This window comes from Prevotella melaninogenica (assembly GCF_003609775.1).
GTDB classification, from domain to species: domain Bacteria; phylum Bacteroidota; class Bacteroidia; order Bacteroidales; family Bacteroidaceae; genus Prevotella; species Prevotella melaninogenica_A.
The window spans coordinates 834600-860646 of sequence record NZ_AP018050.1 but is presented as its reverse complement, the minus strand read 5'-3'; the positions used below and the strand labels follow the sequence as shown (position 1 = coordinate 860646).

The 26047-nt window shown below is 42.7% G+C and carries 17 protein-coding genes; all 17 read left to right on the top strand.

Annotated elements, in window-relative coordinates:
• Positions 1-112 precede the first annotated feature (112 nt).
• On the top strand, positions 113-970 hold the full coding sequence (locus tag PMEL_RS10145) for a DUF4348 domain-containing protein (RefSeq protein WP_120175145.1): 858 nt from the start codon (positions 113-115) through the stop codon (positions 968-970).
• 139 nt (positions 971-1109) lie between these two features.
• On the top strand, positions 1110-2132 hold the full coding sequence (murB, locus tag PMEL_RS10140) for a UDP-N-acetylmuramate dehydrogenase (RefSeq protein ID WP_262697074.1): 1023 nt from the start codon (positions 1110-1112) through the stop codon (positions 2130-2132).
• Positions 2133-2418: 286 nt separating this feature from the next.
• Entirely contained in the window at positions 2419-3213 is a 795-nt protein-coding gene (locus tag PMEL_RS10135; RefSeq protein ID WP_120175543.1) for an MBL fold metallo-hydrolase, read from the top strand.
• 664 nt (positions 3214-3877) lie between these two features.
• On the top strand, positions 3878-5128 hold the full coding sequence (gene hflX, locus PMEL_RS10130; RefSeq protein ID WP_120175143.1) for a GTPase HflX: 1251 nt from the start codon (positions 3878-3880) through the stop codon (positions 5126-5128).
• 76 nt (positions 5129-5204) lie between these two features.
• On the top strand, positions 5205-7058 hold the full coding sequence (locus tag PMEL_RS10125; protein WP_120175142.1) for a DUF4954 family protein: 1854 nt from the start codon (positions 5205-5207) through the stop codon (positions 7056-7058).
• A gap of 47 nt (positions 7059-7105) precedes the next feature.
• The gene (locus PMEL_RS10120; RefSeq protein WP_120175141.1) at positions 7106-10036 is read left to right on the top strand and encodes a M16 family metallopeptidase; all 2931 of its coding nucleotides are present in this window, start codon (positions 7106-7108) and stop codon (positions 10034-10036) included.
• Positions 10037-10132: 96 nt separating this feature from the next.
• Positions 10133-11779, top strand: coding sequence for a fumarate hydratase (locus PMEL_RS10115; protein WP_120175140.1), 1647 nt, complete (start codon positions 10133-10135; stop codon positions 11777-11779).
• A gap of 609 nt (positions 11780-12388) precedes the next feature.
• The gene (locus tag PMEL_RS10105) at positions 12389-13150 is read left to right on the top strand and encodes a GLPGLI family protein (protein WP_231999423.1); all 762 of its coding nucleotides are present in this window, start codon (positions 12389-12391) and stop codon (positions 13148-13150) included.
• Positions 13151-13160: 10 nt separating this feature from the next.
• Positions 13161-15713, top strand: a complete 2553-nt coding sequence (locus PMEL_RS10100) for a carboxypeptidase-like regulatory domain-containing protein (protein ID WP_120175138.1) — start codon at positions 13161-13163, stop codon at positions 15711-15713.
• A gap of 334 nt (positions 15714-16047) precedes the next feature.
• A complete protein-coding gene (locus tag PMEL_RS10095) occupies positions 16048-16986 on the top strand; it encodes an IS30 family transposase (protein WP_120173978.1) in 939 nt (312 codons plus the stop codon).
• A gap of 57 nt (positions 16987-17043) precedes the next feature.
• Entirely contained in the window at positions 17044-17640 is a 597-nt protein-coding gene (locus tag PMEL_RS12260; RefSeq protein ID WP_231999422.1) for a PH domain-containing protein, read from the top strand.
• Between the two features lie 257 nt (positions 17641-17897).
• Positions 17898-18644 (top strand): cell division ATP-binding protein FtsE, encoded by a 747-nt coding sequence (locus PMEL_RS10085; RefSeq protein WP_120175540.1) that lies wholly within the window; start codon positions 17898-17900, stop codon positions 18642-18644.
• Positions 18645-18690: 46 nt separating this feature from the next.
• On the top strand, positions 18691-20007 hold the full coding sequence (locus PMEL_RS10080) for an aspartate kinase (protein WP_120175539.1): 1317 nt from the start codon (positions 18691-18693) through the stop codon (positions 20005-20007).
• Between the two features lie 122 nt (positions 20008-20129).
• Positions 20130-21287, top strand: a complete 1158-nt coding sequence (gene lysA / locus PMEL_RS10075; RefSeq protein WP_120175137.1) for a diaminopimelate decarboxylase — start codon at positions 20130-20132, stop codon at positions 21285-21287.
• Between the two features lie 19 nt (positions 21288-21306).
• Entirely contained in the window at positions 21307-22545 is a 1239-nt protein-coding gene (locus PMEL_RS10070; protein ID WP_120175136.1) for a glycosyltransferase, read from the top strand.
• Positions 22546-23703 (top strand): glycosyltransferase, encoded by a 1158-nt coding sequence (locus tag PMEL_RS10065; protein WP_120175135.1) that lies wholly within the window; start codon positions 22546-22548, stop codon positions 23701-23703. It abuts the gene before it with no gap.
• A gap of 3 nt (positions 23704-23706) precedes the next feature.
• Positions 23707-25719, top strand: coding sequence for a fructose-1,6-bisphosphatase (locus PMEL_RS10060; protein WP_120175134.1), 2013 nt, complete (start codon positions 23707-23709; stop codon positions 25717-25719).
• Positions 25720-26047: the final 328 nt, after the last annotated feature.

Sequence of the window (26047 nt, the reverse complement as noted above, 5' to 3'; positions counted from 1 at the left end):
AATTTATAATCGTAACGGAGAAATTACCCTAATATAAATTTATAAAAAACCTATCTTATTAGAAATAAATATTGTACATTTGCAGCAAATTTGAGATGAATAAAAAGAGAGTATGAGAAAAGCTTTTTTACTTATTGTGTGTGTGTGTGTGGCTATGGTGGCTGTTACCACTGGCTGCACTAATAAGAAAGTAGAGGGAACTGATAGTACAAGCCAAGATTCTACAGGTACGGAAGAAGCTGACACTGTCGACAGTGTTGACTCTGTGACAGAAGTGATTGCCGCTACTCCTATGCCTAAGGCAGCAGACCAACTGTTTGATGATTTCTTCTTCAACTTCATTGCTAACAAGAAGCTGCAGAGCAATCGTATCAAGTTTCCACTGCCTGTAATAAATGGTACAAAGACTACTGAACTAACCCGTGAGAACTGGAAGATGGATTATTTCTTCCGTAAGCAGGGTTATTATACGCTTATCTTCGATAATGAGAAGCAGATGAAGTTCTCTAAGTCTACCGATTTGGATAGTGTTATCGTTGAAAAGATACACTTGAAGAAAGGCATGATTGAGCAATATTGGTTTGATCATCAGGATGGTAGCTGGAAGTTGAATCAGATTCGTAACATTCCATTCGGGGAGAGTTATAACGCATCATTCTTCACCTTCCTTTCTCGCTTCTTTGCGAATGGCGGTAAGGGATTTGTGAAGAGTCCATTAGCTTATACTGGTCCAGACCCTAATGGTGAGGAGACAAACGTGGTCAACACCACTATCCCTGCTGAAGAATGGTCATCATTCCTACCAGAACTTCCACACGATATGATTTATAACATCCTCTATGGCCAGAAGTATTCAGAGTCTGGTCGCAGGATTGTCACCTTCCGTGGATTGTCTAACGGAGTCGAAACACAACTCATCTTTAAGCTTAACGGCAAAGACTGGCGCTTAGAGAAAGTTGTAGCTTATTAATGAATAGACCCCAGCCTACCTTGGCTGCGGGTCTTTCTTTCATCTTATCACTCAGTTGTTTCATGTTATGATTATGGGACTTTGCCCCATGAAGATTAACTCCTTATTATAAACAGAAACCAAGGACAACACAAAAACGATAGAAGCTAAAATGAAAATAGAGTCTAACTATAGTCTGCTAAAACATAATACCTTCGGCATTGAAGCTAAATGTCAGCGTTTTGTCGAATACTATTCCGTAGAGGAAGCGCAGGAACTTGTGTGCTCGTTAAAGGATGAAGACTATCCATTGCTGATTCTCGGTGGGGGAAGTAACCTTCTACTCACTGGTGATTTCAAGGGAACCGTACTCCACTCTGGCATCTCCTTTATCGAGCAAATCGACGAAGAACGTGTACGTTGTGGCTCTGCTTACGTATGGGATGACTTTGTAGATTACTGTGTTTCTCATGACCTTTATGGTACAGAGAACCTTTCTATTATCCCCGGTGAGTGCGGTGCGAGTGCTGTACAGAATATAGGAGCATACGGTGTAGAAGCCAAAGACCTAATAGAAGAGGTTGAAGCTGTGGAGATAGCCACTGGCGAAGTGCATCATTTCAAGAATGCTGAATGCGAGTATAGCTACCGACAGAGTAAGTTTAAGCGTGAATGGCGTAATAAATACCTCATCACATCAGTGACCTATCGCCTTTCTAAGACTTATCAACCTAAGCTCGACTATGGTAATATTCGTGCGGCATTAGCCGAGCAAGGCATTGAAAACCCTACTGCTGCAGAACTTCGTCAGACGATTACCGACATCCGTAATGCAAAACTTCCCGACCCTAAGATTATTGGTAATGCGGGCAGTTTCTTCATGAATCCTATCGTTCCTAAGGCGAAATACGAGGAGTTGGCAGCGCAATATGAGCGTATGCCTCATTATACCATTGACGATAACTACGAGAAGATTCCAGCCGGTTGGATGATTGAACAATGCGGTTGGAAGGGTAAGGCACTTGGTCCTGCAGGTGTCTACGAGAAGCAAGCCTTGGTATTGGTGAACCTTGGTGGTGCAACAGGTGCTGACATCGTACGCCTTTATAAGACGATACAGCATGATGTAAAGGAGAAGTTTGGGATTGAGATACATCCAGAGGTGAATACTTTTCCCAACTAAAAACTCCCACTAAAAGCCTCCCCCAGCCCCTCCGAAGGGAGGGGAGTGCTAAACAAAAGGAGCCTCCCCCAACCCCTCCGAAGGGAGGGGAGTGCTAAACAAAAGGAGCTATTTCTTTAGGTTGTGGTATAGTTTAATATTAAGATTTATCATAACAACTGCAACATCCAACCATAGACACTCGTTATAAATAAGCCTTTAATTAAGAAATACTTATAACGTATCAAACCAATTGTTAAGAACATATCCGTTGAAACAAGAAGAACATATAAGCAACGAACTATCTATAAAGAGCTCCCCTCCCTTCGGAGGGGTCGGGAGAGGCTTTACCTTCCTTGGCACTGGCACATCTAACGGGGTTCCAGTGCTTGGCTGTAGCTGCGATGTTTGTAAGAGTAAGGACCCACGCGACAACCGATTGCGCACTGCAGCATTATTGGAAACAGCAAACACACGCATCGTCATTGACAGCGGTCCTGACTTTCGCCAACAGATGTTGCCACAACCTTTCCGCAAGATTGACGGCTTATTGATTACACATATCCACTATGACCATGTAGGAGGGATTGACGATGTACGCCCATATTGTGCCTTGGGGGATATAGAAGTGTATGCCAACGCTAATACCTGCGATGGTTTACGCCACAACTTTCCTTATTGTTTCACTGAAAACCCTTACCCCGGAGTTCCTAAATTGAATCTTCATAGCATTCAACCTCATGTCTCATTCGGTATAGGTGACATCGAGGTCATGCCTATTTCTGTAATGCACGGGAAGCTACCTATCCTCGGTTATCGCTTTGGCAAACTTGCCTACATAACAGATATGAAAACCATTGAAGAAGAAGAGCTTTCTTATCTCCAAGGTGTTGAGACCTTGGTTGTAAACGCTTTGCGCTGGGAACCTAAGCACCATTCCCACCAACTGATTTCAGAAGCCATAGATTTCAGCCGAAAGATTGGCGCAAAACGCACTTATTTGACCCATCTCACTCATAAAATAGGCTTACACGAAGAAGCACAAAAACAACTCCCAAAAGATGTTTTCTTTGCATACGATGGGTTGAGAATCAAGATATAAATATCCTACTTAACGCAAGAAAAACCTTATAAAATCAACTTCTTACTAAAGAGTCGCCATCAAGAACCAACAAAAGGGGTAAGAAACAAAGGATAACAAGTATGCTTTTAATCGAAAATTTGTAAACTATTTTTATGTAACTCGATACCAATACATGCTCTTTTGGCTTTGAAAAGACGCCCAATTGACTTGCAAAAGATGCCCTTTTGAAGCCTTACTAACGCCCTTTTGAAGTCTAATTAAGCACCTTTTCTTACACAACTTTATAACCAACTGATTTACTGTTGGTTGCAAACTTACTTCCTACACGTGTTTTTCATCATTATTTTAGTCATTTTACTCCAATTTTTGTAATGCTTTTTCAAAACCTTACCTATAAAATTACAAAGCAATAAAATGATAAAGTTTCTGTGTCAGAGGATGAATAAAAGAGTCCGTCAAGACTGTCTTAACTATGTCTTTGTTTAATCAATAATTTCGCTTCTTCCGCTAAAGCTATACGAAAAGTGTCCACGCATTTAACAGAAGAACCATAAAAACAAAGTTTTTCATTAGCATTTATCAGATTTTATGAGTAACTTTGCCATGTGGCAATGTGTACCTACTCGAACGGAAGGAAAGTACACTTTTCAACACAAAAACAAGCAATAATAGAAATTACTGAATGAAAGAATTTATCATATCTGACGTCAAGGCGGAAACAGCCATCCTTGTTGGTCTTATCACTAAGGACCAAGACGAGGCGAAGACGAAAGAATATCTCGACGAATTAGAGTTCCTCGCTGATACTGCTGGTGCTATCACTGTGAAGCGATTCACACAGAGAGTGACAGGACCAAGTTCTGTTACCTACGTCGGCAAGGGTAAACTGGAAGAGATAAGAGATTACATCAAGATGATGGAGGACGAGGACGAACCTATCGGTATGGTCATCTTCGACGATGAGTTGTCGGCTAAACAGATGCGCAATATCGAGCAGGAACTCGGTGTGAAGATATTAGATCGCACTTCTCTCATCCTCGATATCTTCGCAATGCGTGCTCAGACTGCCAATGCTAAGACACAGGTAGAGTTGGCACAGTACCGCTATATGCTCCCACGTCTGCAACGTCTGTGGACTCACTTGGAGCGTCAGGGCGGTGGTTCTGGCTCTGGTGGTGGTAAAGGTTCGGTAGGTCTGCGTGGTCCGGGTGAGACCCAGTTGGAGATGGACCGCCGTATCATCTTACAGCGTATGACACTCTTGAAGCAAAGGCTTGCTGAGATTGACAAGCAGAAAGTGACACAGCGCAAGAACCGTGGCCGCATGATTCGTGTTGCCTTGGTGGGATACACGAACGTGGGTAAGTCAACAACCATGAATCTCTTGGCAAAGAGTGAGGTGTTTGCAGAGAACAAGCTCTTCGCAACATTGGACACAACCGTGCGCAAGGTCGTTGTTGACAATCTTCCTTTCCTATTAGCTGACACCGTTGGATTTATCCGTAAGTTGCCAACCGACTTGGTTGACTCGTTTAAGTCTACCCTTGATGAGGTGCGCGAAGCCGACCTTCTCTTGCACGTTGTGGACATCTCACATCCAGACTTTGAGGAACAGATACAGGTTGTCAACCAAACTCTGTCTGAACTGGGCTGTGCTGACAAACCATCGATGATTATCTTCAATAAGATTGATAACTATCATTGGGTGGAGAAAGAGGAGGACGACCTCACACCAGCAACCAAAGAGAACATCACTTTGGACGAGCTAAAGAAGACATGGATGGCTAAGGAGCATGACAACTGTCTATTCATTTCAGCCAAGGAAAAGGAGAATATTGACGAGTTCAGAGAGGTACTTTACAAGAAAGTGCGCGAACTCCACGTGCAGAAGTATCCTTACAACGACTTCCTTTACAATATCGAAGAGGAATAAAGATTATTGGGCTAATAGGGCTAATAAGCCCAATAAGGCTAATAAGGCTAATAACAACAACTAAAATAAAAGGCTTATGCAATATCGTTCCCTTACCTTTGAAGAGATTGAGATACTCGAGAGCAATAGCTGCTGGGCAGAAGATTGGAGTCGAGTAGAGGTTGCGGAAGATGGATTTCAAGCGAAATTCTTCCATCGTGTCATGTTTTATGGTGACATACAGTTGGGTAGCTTCCAAAAAGAAGTTGAGATAACCAAAGGCTTCGTAAAGCATTCTGGTATCAATGATGCTACTCTTCGTAATGTAACCGTTGGTAACGACTGCCTGATTGAGAAGGTAGGGAATTATATTAATAACTATACGATTGGCGACGATTGTCTTATCTCTAACATCTCTGTCATGGAGACTACGGAGGGAGCTACATACGGAGAAGGTAATCTTATATCTGTCCTTAACGAGGTAGGTGACGGAAACGTAATCTTCTTCCACGACCTCAACAGTCAGTTTGCGGCCTTTATGGTGAAGCATTTCAACGACAAAGACCTCAAGAATGCTATCCGAAGATTAGTGAAAGAAGAGATTGCACGCACGAATCCTGAACGTGGTACGATTGGCAACAACGTCAAGATTGTTAATACAAGAGAGATTACCAACACCGTCATTCAGGACGATTGCGAGATTTCTGGTGCCAGTCGATTGAGCGATTGTACCATTCTTAGTTCTGAATATGCCAGCGTTTACATCGGTACAGGTGTCATCTGCGAGAACTCTATCATATCAGATGGTTCAAGCATTGTGAACAGTGTGAAGATGCAAGACTGCTTCGTGGGTGAAGCTTGTCAGATAAGCAATGGTTTTACAGCCTCACAGAGTGTCTTCTTCGCCAACTCCTTTATGTCAAACGGTGAAGCCTGCGCTGCTTTCTGCGGTCCGTTCTGCGCCTCTCATCATAAGAGTTCGCTGCTCATCGGTGGTATGTTCTCTTTCTATAATGCTGGTTCGGGAACCAACTTCTCTAACCATGCTTACAAGATGGGACCAATGCACTGGGGTATCTTAGAGCGTGGAACGAAGACGGCAAGCGGTAGTTATCTGCTCATGCCAGCAACGATTGGTACGTTCTCCGTATGTTTTGGTAAGCTGATGCACCACCCTAACACGACTGCTCTCCCCTTCTCTTACCTCATTGCCGAGGCTGATAAGATGTATCTCGTACCAGGTCGCAACATAACAACCGTTGGTCTTTATCGCGACATACGCAAGTGGCCGAAGCGTGATATGCGTCCACAGCAGACACAGAAGAGCATAGTCAACTTCGACTGGCTATCGCCTTACTCTGTTGGAGAGATTTTGCAGGGTAAGAAGATACTTGAAAATCTACGCCAAGCAAGTGGCGACAATGTTTCGTCTTATAACTATCATGAATATGTTATCAATGCCACCAGCCTGCGAAAAGGTATCAAATACTACGACATTGCATTGCGCATTTACATGGGAGCAGTACTGAAACGTGCACATAAATGGGGATTCTTTGGCAAGCCACAAACAGAAATTGGACTCGGACGATGGGACGATCTCTCTGGTCTTCTGCTCCCAGTATCAGAGGAGCGACGCCTCATCGAGGATGTAAAGAGCGGTAGCCTTGAAACAATAGAAGAAGTAGTAAACCGCTTCCGAGAGATTAACGAGAACTATCGCATCTATCAGTGGGCATGGACCTATCGCATGATTCTTGAATACTACGGTATTAACGAGATTTCTCCCGAGGACGATGCGCGCATCAAACGAGATTATATCGAAGCACGCCGTGCATGGATTGCAGAGATTAAAAAGGATGCAGAGAAGGAGTATGAGATGGGTGATGTAGACAGAGAGGTCTTCGAATCGTTCGTTAATAGCCTTGACCATGAGGTTGATTTTGAGAATTAAGCATCACAACCTCTTCACAATTAAAACAATAAACAAAAACTGATTATATGAGAAAACATTTCGTTAACAGTTCCCTTATTAAGGGACTAAGCTTAGGACTATTGTGCCTATTTGCGACTGTGACGGTTTATGCGCAGCGTTACAGCTATGAAAGCATACCGAACGACCCAATGCAGACGCGTATCTATACGCTGAAAAACGGTCTAAAAATCTATCTTTCAGTCAACAAGGAGAAGCCACGTGTACAGACATATATCGCTGTGCGCACGGGTTCTCGCAATGACCCAAAGGAGACAACAGGACTCGCTCACTACTTAGAGCACCTTATGTTTAAAGGTACAACCCACTTTGGCTCTTCTAATGTAGAGGCAGAACGCCCTTACCTCGACTCTATCGAGGCACGTTTCGAGCAGTATCGTCACATCACTGACCCAGCTGCACGCAAGCAGTGGTACCACCAGATTGACTCAATCTCACAACTCGCAGCTCGTTACAACATTCCAAACGAGTACGACAAGATGATGACTGCCATCGGTAGTGAGGGTACCAACGCTTATACTTCTAATGACGTAACTTGCTATGTTGAGAATATTCCATCTAACGAGTTGGACACTTGGGCAAAAGTTCAGGGTGATCGCTTCCAGAATATGGTTATCCGTGGCTTCCACACAGAGTTAGAGGCGGTGTATGAGGAGTATAATATCGGTCTTACCAGCGACTGGCGCAAGATGTATGCAGCACTCTTTGCAAAGCTCTTCCCTACCCATCCGTATGGAACACAGACCACTATCGGTCTTGGTGAGCACTTGAAGAACCCTTCAATCACCAATATCAAGAACTATTTTAACAAGTACTACGTTCCAAACAACGTAGCAATTTGTCTCTCTGGTGACCTTAATCCAGACGAGACTGTGGCAATCATTGAGAAGTATTTCGGTACTTGGAAGCCAAGTTCACACATTGATGTACCACAGTTCCCAGTACAACCAGCCCTCACAGCACCAGTCGACACGACTGTTATCGGTAAGGAGGCTCCAACCTTCTTCATGGGTTGGCGTGCAGATGCTGGCAAGTCTTTGCAGATGGATACATTAGAGATTGTTGCGCAATTGCTTTCTAATGGTCAGGCAGGACTCTTCGACCTCAACCTTAACCAGAAGTTGAAGATACAGGAGGTTGGCGCAGGTATCGCAGACATGGACGAATATTCAGTCTTCTATATCTATGGACAGCCAAAGAGCGGACAAACTTTACAGGAGGCACGTGCCCTCGCTTTGTCTGAAATAGAGAAGCTCAAGAAGGGCGAATTCTCTGATGATCTCTTGCCATCTATCATCAACAACTACAAGCGTTACTACTATACACAATTAGATAACAACCAGTTCCGTGCAAAGCAGTACGTGGATGCCTTCATCAATCATAAAGATTGGAAGCAAGAGGTGGATAAACTCAATCGCATTTCTAAGCTAACTAAGCCAGAGCTTGTGAGATTTGCGAACCATTTCTTCGGCAACAACTTCGCTTGTGTTTATAAGGAGCAGGGCAACGACACTTCTATCAAGAAGGTAGAGAAGCCATCTATCACTCCTATCCCAACTAACAACGACAAGCAGAGTGACTTCCTGAAGGAAATTGTAAACGCAAAGACAACTCCTATCCAGCCACAGTTCGTTGACTATAAGCGTGACCTTACCAAGGCAACAACACAGAAGGGTCTTCCAGTTCTCTATAAGCAGGACACCTCAAACGACCTCTTTACACTTTGTTTCGTAGTGCCTTACGGTGACGAGCATAACCCAATGCTCAGTTATGCAGCTGGTTACCTTGACTATTTAGGTACCAATAAGTTCACCAACGAGCAGATTAAACAGCAGTTCTACAAGTTAGCTTGCGACTACAGCTTCTCAGAAAGAAACGAGGTTTCGTACATCACATTAAGTGGTCTTAACTCTAACCTACCTCAGGCACTTGCTTTGTTGAACAACTTACTCAACAATGCAAAGGTTGACAAGGAGGCATACGACCTCTATGTAGAGCAGATTCTGAAGTCACGCAGCGACAACAAGGCTAACCAGAAGGCTAACTTCTCTGCCCTCAGAGACTATGTTACTTACGGAGAGTACAACCCTACTCGTAATATTCCAAGCGAGCAGCAGTTGAAGTCAATGAACCCACAAGAACTCCTTAACCTGCTGAAGAACTTGAAGAACTATAAGTTGACAGTTCTTTACTATGGCCCATCAAGTCTGAAAGCGGTTGACCAGCTTGTCAGCAAGACAATCCTTTCACCAAAGAAGTTCGCTGAAGTACCTGCTATCAAGCGTTATACAGAGCAGATAACACCACAGAATGAGGTTATCATTGCACCTTACGATGCAAAGAACATCTACATGGTTCAGCTCCATAACGAGAACAAGGTGTGGTCAGCTGACCGTGCACCAATCATCGCACTCTTCAACGAATACTTCGGAGGTGGTATGAACGCCATCGTCTTCCAAGAGTTGCGCGAGGCACGTGGTTTGGCTTATTCGGCTTCAGCTGTCTATGCTTCGCCTTACCGTTTAGGAGGTAATGAGAGCTTCTACACCTACATCATCACACAGAATGACAAGATGATGGACTGTGTAACAGAGTTCAATAAGTTGCTCAACAACGTACCAGTACGTCAGAGTGGCTTTGATCTTGCAAAGCAAAGTCTCATGAAGAGCCTTGCTTCAGCACGTACAACAAAATACTCTATCCTCACCTCTTATCTTGCAGCACAGCGTTTAGGTCTCGACACCTCATTGAGTGAGAAGGTTTACAATGCCCTCCCAAGCCTGCAGCTTCAGGATGTTATCAACTTTGAGAAGGAAAATATTGCTAACAAGCCATTCAAGTATATCATCCTCGGTGACGAGAAAGAGCTTGACCTCAAGGCTTTGGAGAAGATTGCACCTATCAAGAGAGTGACAACAGAAGAAATCTTCGGCTATTAATAAACAGTAAGAAAAGAATACAAAAACATATTATAAACAAATAGAAAAAGCCCTGTCTGCCCTATCGATAATGGGCAGACAGGTAAACAAAACATTATGGCAGAATTCAAGTATGCACCAATGTTCCAATTGGGCAAAGATGACACCGAGTATCGTCTGGTATCAAAGGAAGGTATCAGCGTTGGTGAGTTTGAAGGTAAAGAAATCCTGAAGGTAAGCAAAGAAGCTCTTACTTTGCTCGCACAGGAGGCTTTCCACGATTGTGAGTTCATGCTCCGTCGTGCACACAACGAGCAAGTTGCAAAGATTCTGACCGACCCAGAGGCATCAGAGAACGACAAGTACGTAGCTCTCCAGTTCCTCCGCAATGCTGAGACAGCTGTGAAGGGCGTACTGCCTTTCTGCCAGGACACCGGTACTGCTATCATTCACGGTGAGAAGGGTCAGCAGGTATGGACAGGTTTCGAGGACGAAGAGGCACTCTCTCGTGGTGTATTCAACACCTTTACAGAGGAGAATCTCCGCTACTCACAGAACGCTCCGCTCAATATGTACGACGAGGTGAATACCAAGTGTAACCTCCCTGCACAGATTGACATCGAGGCTGTTGAGGGTGCAGAATATCGTTTCGTAATGGTAGCAAAGGGTGGTGGCTCTGCTAACAAGACCTACTTCTACCCAATGACCAAAGCTACTATCCAGAACGAGGGCACTCTCATTCCTTTCCTCGTTGAGAAGATGAAGAGCCTCGGTACTGCTGCTTGTCCTCCTTACCACATCTGCTTCGTGATTGGTGGTACTTCTGCAGAGAAGAACCTCCTCACTGTTAAACTCGGAAGTATCAAGTATTATGACAATCTTCCTACTACTGGTGACGAGACAGGGCGTGCTTTCCGCGACATCGATCTCGAGGAGAAGCTCCTCAAAGAGGCTCACAAGATTGGTCTTGGCGCACAGTTCGGTGGTAAGTATCTTGCTCACGACATCCGTATCATCCGTCTGCCACGCCACGGTGCAAGCTGCCCTATCGGTATGGGTGTTAGCTGTTCTGCTGACCGTAACATCAAAGCGAAGATCAACAAGGACGGTATTTGGTTGGAGAAGATGGACACCAACCCAAGCGAGTTGATTCCAGAGGAGTACCGCAAGCCAGGAGAAGGTGCGAAGGGCGTAGAGATCGACCTCGACAAGGGTATGGATGCTGTTCGTGCTGAGCTGACAAAATATCCTGTTTCAACACGTGTCAACCTCAAGGGTACCATCATTGTTGCTCGTGACATTGCTCACGCTAAGCTTAAGGCTCGTTTGGATGCAGGCGAGGAGTTGCCAGAGTACTTCAAGAACTACCCTGTCCTCTATGCCGGACCAGCTAAGACTCCAGAGGGTTATCCATGTGGTTCAATGGGACCTACCACTGCCAATCGTATGGACCCATACGTAGATGAGTTCCAAGCACACGGTGCATCACTCGTAATGATTGCTAAGGGTAATCGTACACAGGCTGTGACAGATGCTTGTCAGAAGCATGGTGGTTTCTACCTCGGTACTATCGGTGGTGTGGCTGCCGTTCTCTCACAGAGCAGCATCAAGAGTATTGAATGCGTAGAGTATCCAGAACTCGGTATGGAAGCTGTTTGGAAGATTACCGTTGAGGACTTCCCTGCCTTCATCCTCGTTGACGATAAGGGTCACGACTTCTTCAAAGAGTTGAAGCCTTGGACGGGCTGCAGCTGCGAGAAGTAACCTACCCCAGCACATAAAACAGCTATACTAACGATGCTATTAATCGTAAATCGCAGGAAAGGACATCCCTTTTCCTAACGAAACATAGGTATAGCCTCATCTTACAAAGCGGTATAAGACGAACTTTTGCGACGTCATTATACCGCTTTTTCTTTTGCTTCTTTTCTAAAAACAAAGCCTCGTTGGTTATGAAAAATATTGACACAAAATCGTTAAAAATCTCTCTAAAAAGGTCAAAAATCATCCCTTTCCACTATCTTTGTAACTAACAGAGAACCAAACACTTGCAAAACACAAAAGTAAAAGGTGCTTTCTTGGACTTCAAAAGGGCGTTAGTAACACTTCAATTAACGCCCTTTTGAAAGCTAAAAGGGCATCTTTTAGAAGCCAAAAGAGCATCAATAAAAAAGCACGTTGTGAATTTATTTTACATTGCCCACGAAAGCTATAAACACAACTACTATCCCCTCACATAATACGCAGCAAATTATTGAGCCAAATAGTTGCGTCGTATTGAATATTATTATATATTTGCGATATCTTAATCAATGAGCCCTATAAAGAAAAGAAACTAACCTGCAGAGGACTATCCCTAAACACATTAAATTAATGATTATGAAATTATACTCTTTCTGTATCACATTCATGTTGTCACTGCTTAGTTGCTTTGGACAAGAGACACATATCATTGAACCGAGCATTCTCGAAATCAGTTATCACACAAAGTATCTTAACAGTTATGATGACTATGCACTTAGGATAGGGAAAAATGTAAGTGAATACTTTAGCTATCATACTTTGCGCTTCGATTCCTTAGGGAGCAACCCTGAGACGGCTTTGGCGATAATTAATGAAATGATAAAAGCTGCTCGCAATAATAATAAGACTACCCATAAGGTAGAAAGTCCTAATAGTCGTGATTATCTTTACAGAAATCTTGAAGACGGAAAAATGACAACCTATACACAGGTTTGGGACTCTCACTATAAGATAACAGAGGACATACCCACACCAGAATGGGTTATTCACGAAGACAGTACACGAAGTGTCATAGGCTTTAATTGCACGATGGCAACCACACATTTCCGTGGACGAGACTGGAAGGTGTGGTTCAGTGAGGAGATTCCTTTACCGCTCGGTCCGTGGAAATTAGGTGGACTACCCGGTTTAATCTTAGCTGCACATTGCGATGGCTATTTAGACATAATTGCAAGTAACATAAAAAGAGAGCAGTTGCCACCTGTCAAGTTTTATAATTTCTGGGAGAAAAAGTATAAGGATATAGATCGACTCTCTTATTTAAAAAAGGCTTCAAACCATACGCTCTATCCAAAGAATACAATCTTTATTCCCGAAATGGAATTAGAATAAGATATTACTAATGAAGAAATATATTATTTTATGTTTGCTTATCCTACTTGTACAGTCAATAAGTGCACAGAGGATAGTGGAAGGTGTCGTTACTGACGTAGGAGGACACCCTGTGTCTGCAGCTATTATCAAGACTGTAGATGCAACCACAAAAAAGACATTACATTTCTGTCAGACAGATGCTAAGGGGAAATTTACCATTACAGCACAAGAAGGTAATATTCTATCTATTTCAGCAATAAGTTATAAAAAGCAGGAATTAAAGGTTACAATGGATATGCCTGCACAGCATATTACATTAGAGGAAGATACGAAAACGTTATCGGAGATAACTGTAAAGGCAAAACCAATTAAGATAAAAGGCGATACGATTCAATATCTACTCACTACCTATAAAAGAGAAGGAGACCGAACATTAGCTGATGTTCTTGCACGTGTCCCGGGCTTTGATGTGAATAAAGAGAATGGCGAGATACAATACGAGGGAAAGTCTATCAGCAACTTCTATATAGAAGGGATGGATCTGATGGGAGGGAAATATGGCTTGGCAACAAAGTCACTGCCCCAAGAGGATGTAGCAACAGTAGAAGTAATGAAGCATCATCAACCTATCCGTGTATTAGATGATTTTACTTATTCTGACGATAATGCTATCAATATTAAGATGAAACAAGGAGCCAAGGCACGCTGGATGACGACCTATAGCGGTGGCATAGGACTAAAGAGTCATGGAGGATTGTGGAATTATGAAACCTTTGCCATGCGTCTGAAGCCTTCTTTTCAGACAATTCTCACCTATAAAACAAATAATATAGGTAAGAATATAAGGAGAGAGACGGACAAACTTTTAAATTTTGATGAGCTACAAAGTCCTTTGTCAGCTATGCTCTCTCTTCCTTCACCATCGCCTCTATTGCTCAAAGGACGTTCATTATTTAACCGCACACATGCTGTTAGTTTGAATGCACTACAGCGTATAGATGAAAACTCTCAGGTAAGCGTACAGGTTACATTTGCCAATGACCGTAATGAGGCTACCTCTTTGCGCCATTCAGACTTTTATACGAATAGCGGTATAAAGACAATAGAAAACAGAAAACAGTATTTGGAGAAAAGTAATGACCTCTTTGCAAAGATAAAATACGAGAATAACGCTAATAATCATTATCTTAAAAATGAGCTTTCTGGTGACTTCTCTTGGAACAAACAATGGCTGAATGAACAGGGGACTCAACCTCACATGATGATGGGTAATCTTCCGATTTATACATTAAAAGATAATTTCAGTATAATGAAGAAATATGGCAAACGCCTTATTACTCTGCAATCAAAGAATATAATGGATGTACGTCCGCAACAACTATATGTCGATTCACTGGTACAGTCTATTAATCAACATTACTATGAAACGAATACGGACGTAAGTGGAAGTCTTAGAATAGGTAGATTTATTCTATCAGGAGAAATAGGAGTAAATGCAGGAGAACACCGCTTCACTTCTGATTTAGTGGGAGTTCCAGATAGTATTGGACTACTGATGGGCAAAAGCAGCTTTACATTTGCAAGTTTCTATACCAATCCGAGCATTGAATATACGGTGAAGGACTTTAATTTCACATTATCTGGCGATATGTCGTACAACCATTATAAGTATAGTTTAGATAATGGTCAGTCTAAATTCTTATTCTCCCCTAACCTCCATATAAGATGGAAAGCCACAGCAACATGGACATTCTCGGCTAATGCATCCATTAATACAATGCAGATTAATGCTGCCCAATTTTATCCAACTTTGGTACTGCAAGATTATCAATATATGAACAAAGGTCTGGCAGGCTATAATTTAAACAAAGAAAAAAGCGTAGGAATAGGAGTTGTTTATAGCGATGCTCTGAAAGGCACTTCTATACGATTACGCATAACAAAGTCGTTTGGAACCTCTCCTTATACATCAACTCAAGATTATGTGGGCAACTATATCGTAGAATCATTGACTCCAGAAGAAACAAAATATAATAGCTGGAATATGTTCCTAATGGGTTCACAAGGCATAGGCTTCTTAAAAGGAAAGCTAAATGTAAAGGCTTTATATAATGCCATGAATAGTTATATGGTACAGAATAGCCAACGAATGCCTTACGACACAAAGAACTTAAGACTTACCTCTGATCTTGATATTGGTTTGATAAAGGGTGTCGATATAAATTATAAACTTACTTATGGCTTTCACCAGATGAAGATGCCTGCTTTCAGAAAGACGTCTAATCTAAATAGTTGGAAGCATGAGGGAAGCCTTAGAATACCCCTTTGTAAGGTTTTAAGTTTGGAAACTTTGACGGAATACTATCATAACGAGATAGCACAAAAGGAGTTTAAGGATATGTTCTTTCAAGACTTCACTTTGATATTCAAAGCCAAACACTTCGACCTGAGTCTTGCGTGGAATAACGTCTTTAATAATAAAAACTATAGCTATGGAATTAACAATACGCTTTCAAGTAGCTTTAGCAATCAAGACATTAGAGGTAGAGAACTGATGCTTAGCTTCTATTATAAACCTTGATAACAAAGTTGTTTGATACTACATAAATAAATTCAACATAAGTTGAGATATGATAGACATCATTGTAATACTACTGATGAGCTTACCGCTAATTGTTCTCGGAAGCACTATTGGGCCAGATTCTGCTATCAATTTTGGGTCAAGAATACCGAAAGCGAATGCAAGTTCCAAAACGAAGTGCAATAAAAGAGTGTCCCTCTCCGAGAGATGCAGACGTTCTCGACGCGTAGCGAGAGGTTGTCTGCATCTCTCGGAGAGGAAAAAGAAACAACCAGCAATACAAATAAAAAAGGAGACCGAAGTCTCCCAAAGATTAACTAACTTTGTATTGCAAATGTATCATCAATTAATCTCGGAGCAAAGGTCGCAAATTTTTGCCTTACTCCAAAAGAAAACAGCGAGAAAAGAAATTGCCGAGATCGTCGGTATTAGTCAGTCAACACTCTCACGTGAAATCAAACGCAACAGTACGCCTTCGGGAAAGTATATCTGGACGAAGGCGCATGATATGGCTATGCAGCGCAGAAAGAGCACGGTAACTAACGCCAAACTCTCCGACGAATTAGTTTGGAGAATTAAAGAATATATTATCAACGACCAGTGGTCTCCAAGACAAATATCAGGGTATCTGCGCATAAATGAGAGTATAGAGGTCTCCCACCAGTCCATCTATAACATTATCCACAATGACACAACAGGGAAGCTTGCAGAGCACACAAGGCATAAGATGAAATACAGGCATCGTCCCCAAGGCGGACATCTTCCAATAAAGGACAGGGTGAGTATCCATGAAAGAAGTAAGGAAGTTGACGGGAAGAGATTCGGAGATTTTGAGATGGACTTGATCGTCGATCCTGCCCAGCACGCCATACTCACAATAGTGGAGAAATCCACCAATATGTTGTTTATGCAGAAACTGCCATTTGGAAAAATGTCAAAGCCTCTGGTAAAGGTGGTTAGGAAACTACTGCTGCCATACAAAGACAGCCTGAAGACAATTACAACAGATAACGGACCTGAATTTGCAGCACATAAGGACATCACAAAATACTTAGGAGTGCCCGTGTACTTCGCTGACCCATATTGTTCATGGCAAAAGGGAACTGTTGAGAATACAAACAAATTAATCAGGCAGTATATACCTAAAAAGGATTCGTTTGATAAATATACGGACAAGAGAATTATGTCCATACAAAAGAAATTGAACGAAAGACCAAGAGAAAAATTAAACTTTTCTAATCCAAAGTGCGAGTTCTTTAAACACGTTTTGTAATTTTGCACTTGCTGGTTGACTCTGCGGAAACTTAAAAGCGAGGAAGGGCTTAAACGATTGAGAAGAATAAAGATAGCACTAATATTGGCAGGTAGCTTCATCCTTGTCGGTGGTTTCGCTTGTCTTGCCTTTCATTGGGAAGATTATCAACTTGTCGTTATACTCATCCCTGAGATAGTAGCTATCATTTACATGCTGTTACAGCTGTACAAGATAGAGAGGAAGGGGAAGGGTTTGCTCGTGCTCATGATCTCTATCATTGTGATTTTAAGTATGCTTCTTCTCATCGGGACCCTCCCCGTCATAGGATACGACAACAATACGATGATTAGAAATGACACTTTGTTTATAAAAGGGTCATACGCAAAAGAAATACCAATATCAAGCATAATCTATATAAAAGGAAATGCAATAGTACCTCCAATCGGAATTAGGACAAATGGAATATCATTTGGTGCATATAATGTTGGTCATTTCCGAACCAAAGATCAAAAGGATATTTTATTGTATTTACATTCTGACGATACGAATGTGACGTATATCAAGACAAAAAACAACGAAGATATCTACATTAACTTCAAAGATTCAGCCCTGTCGGTTGACTTCCCTAATAAGTTGAAAGCCGCATTTCATCGACCAGCCAAAGGCAAGTAATGCCGTTACCTAAAATTGTCTGATGAGAAAGTATTCAGCGAATTAGAGCCTCTAACAGTAGGGGTTCTATCAGCTTTCACAGCCATATTGGTTTGTGAAAGTTGTTCTTGTACAATCATAATAAAGTGTAAATGCGTTAAACCTCTTATTTCCTGCATCTATTACAGTGTTTTTTAGTATCTTTGCAGAATGAATCCTTGCCAATAGGCAATGGACAGAAGTATCAATTGACAATAATAAATCATACAGAGATAATCATGTTAATAGACTACAAGAAGGTAAACATATATCAAGATGAACGCTTAATTCTGAAAGATGTTGACTTTCAGGCAGAAAAAGGAGAGTTTATCTATCTCATCGGCCGTGTTGGTTCGGGCAAGAGTTCGCTGCTGAAAACAATCTATGGTGAATTGGATATTGATAGCGAAGATGCTGAGAAGGCTGTCGTTCTCGACGAGAGTATGCCTAACATCAAGCGTAGTCGTATCCCTGCACTCCGCAAGCAGATGGGTATTATCTTCCAAGACTTCCAGCTCTTGCATGACCGCTCTGTAGCAAAGAACCTCAAATTTGTCTTGCAGGCAACAGGTTGGAGCAACAGCCAGAAGATTGACCGCCGCATCGAAGAAGTGTTGGCTCAGGTGGGCATGACAGACAAGAAGAACAAGATGCCAAGTGAACTCTCTGGTGGTGAGCAGCAGCGTATTGCTATTGCACGCGCTTTGCTAAACATTCCTAAGATTATTATTGCCGATGAGCCAACGGGTAATCTTGACCCAGAGACGGCTGCGAACATCGTTAGTATTCTCAAGGACTCATGCGAGGCTGGTACGACAGTTATCATGTCTACCCATAACATCAACCTCATTGACCAGTTCCCGGGTAAGGTTTATCGCTGTCACGAGGGCGAACTTCACCAACTCACCGACAAGAAAGAAGTTTGCGAATTGGCAGAAGAGACGGCTCCCGTAGAGACGATCGACGAGCCAGAACAAAACGATTAAGTGCATAGAACCCAGCATATATCCACATTTAGAAAGATTGAAGATGATGAAAGTAATGAAATTCGGAGGTACATCCGTTGGTTCACCAGAACGCATGAAGGGTGTTGCTTCCTTGATAACAAAGTCAGGAGAACCAACATTTATCGTGCTCTCCGCAATGAGTGGAACAACAAACACACTGATAGAGATATCAGACTACCTCTATCGTAAGAATCCAGAGGGAGCAAACGAACTTATCAACAACCTCGAACAGAAATATCTCGGCCACGTTGAAGAGCTTTATTCTACTGAGGAATACAAACAGAAGACACGCCAGTTCCTGAGTGAGGAGTTCAACTATCTACGTACCTTCACAAAGGATTTGTTCACTTCATTTGAGGAAAAGAGCATCGTTGCACAGGGTGAAATCCTCTCAACCAACATGGTTGTGAACTATCTTCAGGAGCAGGGCATCAAAGCAACATTACTTTCTGCACTCGACTTCATGCGCACCGACAAGAATGCAGAGCCAGACGGACAGTATATCAAAGAGCATCTGACAGCTATCATGGAAGAAAATCAGGGCTATCAGATTTATATCACACAGGGCTTCATCTGCCGTAACGCTTACGGTGAGGTGGACAACTTGCAGCGTGGTGGTTCTGACTATACGGCTTCACTTGTGGGTGCTGCTATCAACGCAGAGGAGATTCAGATATGGACTGATATTGACGGAATGCACAACAATGACCCACGTGTCGTTGAGAAGACCGAGGCTGTACGCCAGCTGAACTTTGAAGAGGCATCAGAGTTGGCTTACTTCGGTGCAAAGATTCTCCACCCTACTTGCGTTCAACCTGCTAAGTATGCGGGTATTCCTGTTCGTTTGAAGAACACGATGGATCCAGATGCTGAGGGTACAATCATCAACAACACATTGGTGAGAAGAAAGATTAAGGCGGTTGCAGCCAAAGATAAGATTACAGCTATCAAGATTAAGTCGAGTCGTATGCTTGGTGCTTCGGGCTTCCTGCGTAAGGTATTTGAAATTTTCGAGAGCTATCAGACTTCTATTGACATGATTACTACCAGTGAGGTGGGTGTGTCAATGACCATCGAAAACAATAGCCATTTGTCTGAGATTGTTGATGAATTGAAGAAGTATGGCACCGTTACCGTTGACACAGAGATGTGTATTGTCTGCGTTGTTGGCGACCTTGATTGGAGCAACGTTGGTTTTGAAACATTGGCAACCGATGCAATGAAGGATATCCCTGTACGTATGATTAGTTACGGTGGAAGCAACTACAACATCTCTTTCTTGATTCGTGAGGCTGACAAGCAGCGTGCTTTGCAGTCACTGTCAAACGTGCTCTTTAACTAAAAGAAATATTTATTGTAGGGACGAACGCCCTCGACTGTTCATCACTGGAAGCAGACAACTGGACATACGAGGGCGTATGTCCCTCTACAACTCAGATAAACAAACTCCACGACACAACACACATGATGCAAAAATTCCCTATAGATAAGTTTGAGAAGATTGAAACTCCTTTTTATTATTATGACTGTGATCTCTTGAGAGATACCTTACAGGCGATTAATAATGAATTGAAGAAGTATGAAAACTTCATCGTCCACTATGCTGTTAAAGCCAATGCGAACACTAAGGTGCTGAATGTTATACAGCAGACTGGTATGGGAGCCGACTGTGTGAGTGGTGGAGAGATACAGCGCAGTTTAGACTGTGGCTTCCCTGCAGACAAGATTGTCTATGCTGGTGTGGGTAAAGCAGACTGGGAAATCAACCTCGGATTAGACCATGACATCTTCTGCTTTAACGTAGAGAGTGTTGCGGAGTTGGAGATTATCAACGAGTTGGCAGCGAAAAAGGGTAAGGTAGCAAACGTATGTTTCCGTATCAATCCTGATGTGAGTGCACATACACATGCCAAGATTACCACTGGATTGGCTGAGAATAAGTTTGGTATTGCCATGCAAGACATGCTGCCGACCATCTTGACAGCAAGTAAGATGGAGAACATCCACTTTATCGGTTTGCACTTCCATATTGGTTCACAGCTACTCGAAATGACTGATTTTCGTCATCTCTGCAGCCGTATCAACGAGATACAAGACGGCTTGGAGCAGGAGAATATAAAGATTAAGAATATCAATGTTGGCGGTGGATTGGGCATCGATTACAGCAATCCTGACAAACACCCTATCCCTGACTTCAAGTCTTATTTCTATACTTTTGCACGCTATCTGAATCTAAGAGAAGGACAGAAGCTCCACTTTGAGTTAGGTCGTGCAGTAGTTGGACAGATGGGAAGTCTCATCACTCGCACCCTTTATGTGAAGCAAGGAACAGCAAAACAGTTTGCTATTGTTGATGCAGGAATGACCGACTTGCTGCGTCCTGCCCTCTATCAGGCAAGCCATAAGATAGAGAATCTATCGAGTGAGGGTCCTTTACACGCTTATGATGTGGTAGGACCGATTTGCGAATCGAGTGATGTTTTTGCAAAAGAAATCGAACTTAACACCGTTCATCGAGGTGACTTAATTGCGATGCGCTCTGCTGGAGCATACGGAGAAATCATGGCTTCGCAATATAATTGCAGGAAACTGCCTGTAGGTTATACCTCAGACGAACTTTAATCAATAAGGAAACGAATAAATGTTCACTTTTGATAATACGACCATCATCATCTCAGTAGTGTTGCTTTTAGTAGCATTGCTGACCTCATTGCTCAATCCTTTCTTCCGAAAAGTGAGGATTGCAGAGTATGGTGTACCTACGCCTACTACCGAAAGTGAAGAAACAAGTAAGGAAGAAGAGGGTGTAGAGGAGGATAACAAAGCGATAGCAGAACCTGTTGTCACTGACGAACAACGCCCTAATCTACCTCCTATCTCGATTATCCTTACGCCTCATGACAATGCGCAGGAACTCGCAAAGAACCTCCCACTCTATTTGAATCAGAACTATCCAGCAGACTTTCAGGTGATTGTTGTGGCTCCTCAGAATGATCATGAGACAAGTGATGTACTGAAACTCTTTGCTTCTAACACTCATCTATACACTACCTTCATCCCTGAATCATCACGCTATATGAGCAAGAAGAAGCTTGCTATAACCTTAGGAGTGAAGGCAGCAAAGTATGATTGGGTCATCATGACAGACGTATGTTGCTATCCAACGGGTGATAACTGGCTGCAAGCCATTGCCCGAAACTGTAAGGAAGGCAAAGACCTTGTGGTGGGCTACACTCGTTATGAGGAAGAAACACCTGCTTATCGACACTTTGAACGACATTACTTGGCACGCTATTTCATGCGTGAATATCAGCATAATAAGGCCTACGCATGTCCGTTCAACGCCTTAGCCTTCCGTAAAAGCCGCTTCTTACGTGAGGAAGGATTCCGCGGAAACCTCAAGTATATACGTGGAGAATATGACTTCACAGTAAACAAATATGCGAAGGGAAACAACCTTGCGTTTGAGAACTCGATTGAAGGAACACTCATTGAAGAAGTACCAACAGAGAAGGTTTGGCTCGGCACACACCTTTTCTATATGGAGAATCGCCAACACTTGGAACGAACTCCACAGCATCGTTTCCTCCCATATCTCGACCAAACGGCACTACATGGTAACTACTTCGTGCAATGCATTGCACTTGTAGGCTCTCTCCTATTGGGTATGTGGACGATTTCTATCGCTGCAGGACTATCGCTTATCATATCTATCATTCTGCGCTTAGTCATTGGTAAGAAAGCGCTGAGCCGTTTTGATATTGATATTCCAGCATGGAAGATTATCCCATACGAGATTGCTATCGCATGGAAGCACCTTGGTTATAAGCTAAAATACCATCGTGCAGATAAGTATGACTTCATATCTCACAAACTATAAATGCGCATTATCCATTACATAGACTGCATAAAGGCAGGCAATCTGCTTTCTGATTACTTTCTACGACTCACCACAGCGCAGAAAGAATATGCTGATGTCAAGACGATTACGCAACAAGGGGACTTCAAGAAACTCCTTGCTGACTTTCAACCTGACATCGTTCATATTCATACCTGTTGGGAACGCAAAGCTGCCACATACGCCAGTTGGGCTGCAAAGAAGCATTGTGCTGTAGTGTTCTCACCACATTGGGCACTTGATGAGAGAGCAAGAACGACAGAGCAGAAGTCTACTAAGAAGGTGAAGACCCTACTCTATCAGGCAAAGATGGTGCGAGGTATGGATGCTCTCCTTGTCACTAACGAGCAGGAAAGAAAGGAAATTCTGCAGTTAGGATGGACGAAGCGCATTGACATTGTGCAAGATAGCGTTTTAAACAGTTCGTTGAATGATGACGAAATGGCGCAGCAAACGATTTCTTTCTATCGTAAAGTACTTGACACACGCTATCAATTCGCCATGACAGCAATGGAGAAAGATGCAGTTCCAAGTCTGTTACACGTTGGTTTAGCACAAGAGACAACCCACAACCTCTTGCCCAGTGATCAGCTTCTTAACCTGCGAAGTCTGAATCCAGAACAATGGCGAAGAATCTTCCTCTATGCTGATGACGAAGGAATAAGAGAGATTGTAGACAACAGTATCAGCCGTTTACAACTCAATGCGCCCACTATCGATACCGCTGCCATAGAGCGGTTCCCATTGTTGTTGCCCAAAGAAACGACATCGGTTGACACAGATAAGGTGATAGGCAACCAGCCTATGACGCGCCAGCGACTCAGTGATTACTCCAATAAGGAAGATGCTATCATCAAAAAGATAGCAACCATCATTGCCAACACTCGACAGATAGAACGAAAGAAAAAACTTTCCCTACGTCTGTTGGCTGATTTATACACAGTTATAAAGTATAATGATTACGACGAAGACCGACTTGCAGACGCGCTCCGCCACCTCCGCCTCTACCGTTATTCACGTCGTATCATACAGCTCCTTGCTGAGAAGGTGCTACTGAAAGAGGGATTCATGCCTATCCCTCCACGTGATGATAGGAAAACAAAGGGCATCAAAAGAAATAATTTCGTACAAAGACATTAACGCATGACACATAAGAAATACGATTTAAAAAAGGATGAACGTTATTTACGACTATTAGCAAAGTCGTTCCCAAATATTGCAGACGCTACAACTGAGATTATCAACCTTGAGGCTATTGCACACCTCCCTAAGGGTACAGAACACTTCCTTGCCGACATTCATGGTGAGTATCAAGCATTCCAACACGTGCTTAAAAATGCCTCTGGTAACATAAAAAGAAAGGTAAACGAGCTCTTTGGTGAAAGGCTTAGAAACATTGAAAAGCAAGAGCTTTGCACACTGATCTATTATCCAGAACAGAAGTTGGAGCTCGTTAAGAAAGAGGAAAAGGATATAAAAGACTGGTATCATATCACCATACACCGCTTGATAGAGGTATGCCGTGATGTGTCCAGCAAATACACACGCTCAAAGGTTCGGAAGTCTTTACCTGCTGATTTCTCCTATATTATTCAGGAGTTGCTACACGAACATGCAGACGATAAGGATAAGACCGACTATGTGAGTGCTATCATCAAGACGATTATCTCAACTGGACGAGCTGACGACTTCATCATTGCAATCTGTGAGGTAATCCAGAGATTAGTCATCGACCAGCTGCATATTTTAGGTGACGTGTACGACCGTGGACCAGGTGCTCACATCGTTATGGACACCTTAAAGAATTATCACAACTGGGATGTCACATGGGGAAACCACGATATCCTATGGATGGGCGCTTGTGCTGGTAACGATGCGTGTATCTGTAATGTTATCCGTATTGCCCTGCGTTATGCAAACATGGCTACCATTGAGGATGGATATGGTATCAACCTTATTCAGTTGGCTACCTTTGCAATGGACGTATATGGTGATGATCCATGCGAGGAGTTCATGCCAAAGATATCGAAAGACAATCCACTCGACGAACGTAGCAAGACGCTGACAGCACAGATGCACAAGGCTATCAGTATTCTTCAGTTTAAGATTGAATCACAGATGATCAGTCGTCATCCGCTTTGGAAGATGGACGACCGTCGTCTTCTCAAAGCAATTGACTATAAGAAGGGTACGATTCTTATCGATGGCAAGGAATACAAGATGCGCTCATGCAACTTCCCAACCATTGACCCAAAGAATCCTGAGAAGCTTACAGAAGCAGAACAGGCACTCATTGATCGTCTACATCAGTCGTTTACTGGTAGCGAGAAGTTGCGCAGTCATATCCGTTCTCTGCTTCGTCACGGCTGTATGTATAACGTCTTCAACCATAATCTCCTTTATCATGCCTCTATCCCACTCACGAAAGAGGGCAAACTGAAAGAGGTTGAGATAGCTCCGGGTGTGAAATTGAAGGGTAAGGAGTTGCTTTATCAGACTGGTATGAAGATTCGTTCTGCCTTCCAGACAAATAACGAACTGCAGACAGAAGAAGAGCGTCAAGATGCTATCGACTTCTTCCTCTTCCTTTGGTGTGGACCTGATAGTCCGCTCTTTGACAAGTCAAAGATGGCAACCTTCGAACGCTACTTCATTGCAGAGAAGGAGACACATCATGAGGAGAAAGGCTACTACTTTGGGATGCGCGACAACGAAGATATTGCAGATATGATTTTAGATGAGTTTGATGTGCCACAGCCTAACCGCCACATCATCAACGGTCACGTTCCCGTCCACGTCGTCAAGGGTGAGAATCCTATCAAGGCAAATGGCAAACTGATGGTGATTGATGGTGGTTTCTCACAAGCTTACCACAAGGAAACGGGTATTGCTGGTTACACTCTCGTCTACCACTCACGTGGCTTCCAGCTCGTACAGCACGAGCCTTTCACATCAACAGAAGATGCCATCGAACGAGGAACAGACATTGTTTCAACCATTCAGATTGTTGAGATGAATCAACAGCGCCTACGTGTGGAAGACACCGACAAGGGTACTGAACTCCGTCTGCAGATTGAAGCCCTAAAAGAGCTTCTCTATGCTTACCGCTGTGGCTTCCTCACCGAGCATGAGCGTAAGACTCCACCAAAGGCATAAACAATGTTCTTTGAACATTGAGGTTTGAACTTTGAACTTTATGATTAGAGTTTATAGCTTTGAACTTTCCGTTATCGGTAATCATATTGTACATTGTGATTTATAGATTATGAATTAATTTAAGTTTCACACAGAGTCACGGAGTTAATGGAGATTCTCTACTATAGAGATACATCCCAACATATACTCCATTCCTCTGTGTGATATTTTTTAACCTTACTCTTTGAGGTTACACTTCAAAACTTAATGTTTGCCTTTTAGAAATATAATTACAAAGTAAGAAAATAAAAGTCAGGTAAAGAGCCAGAAAACCTACGATTTTTACGCC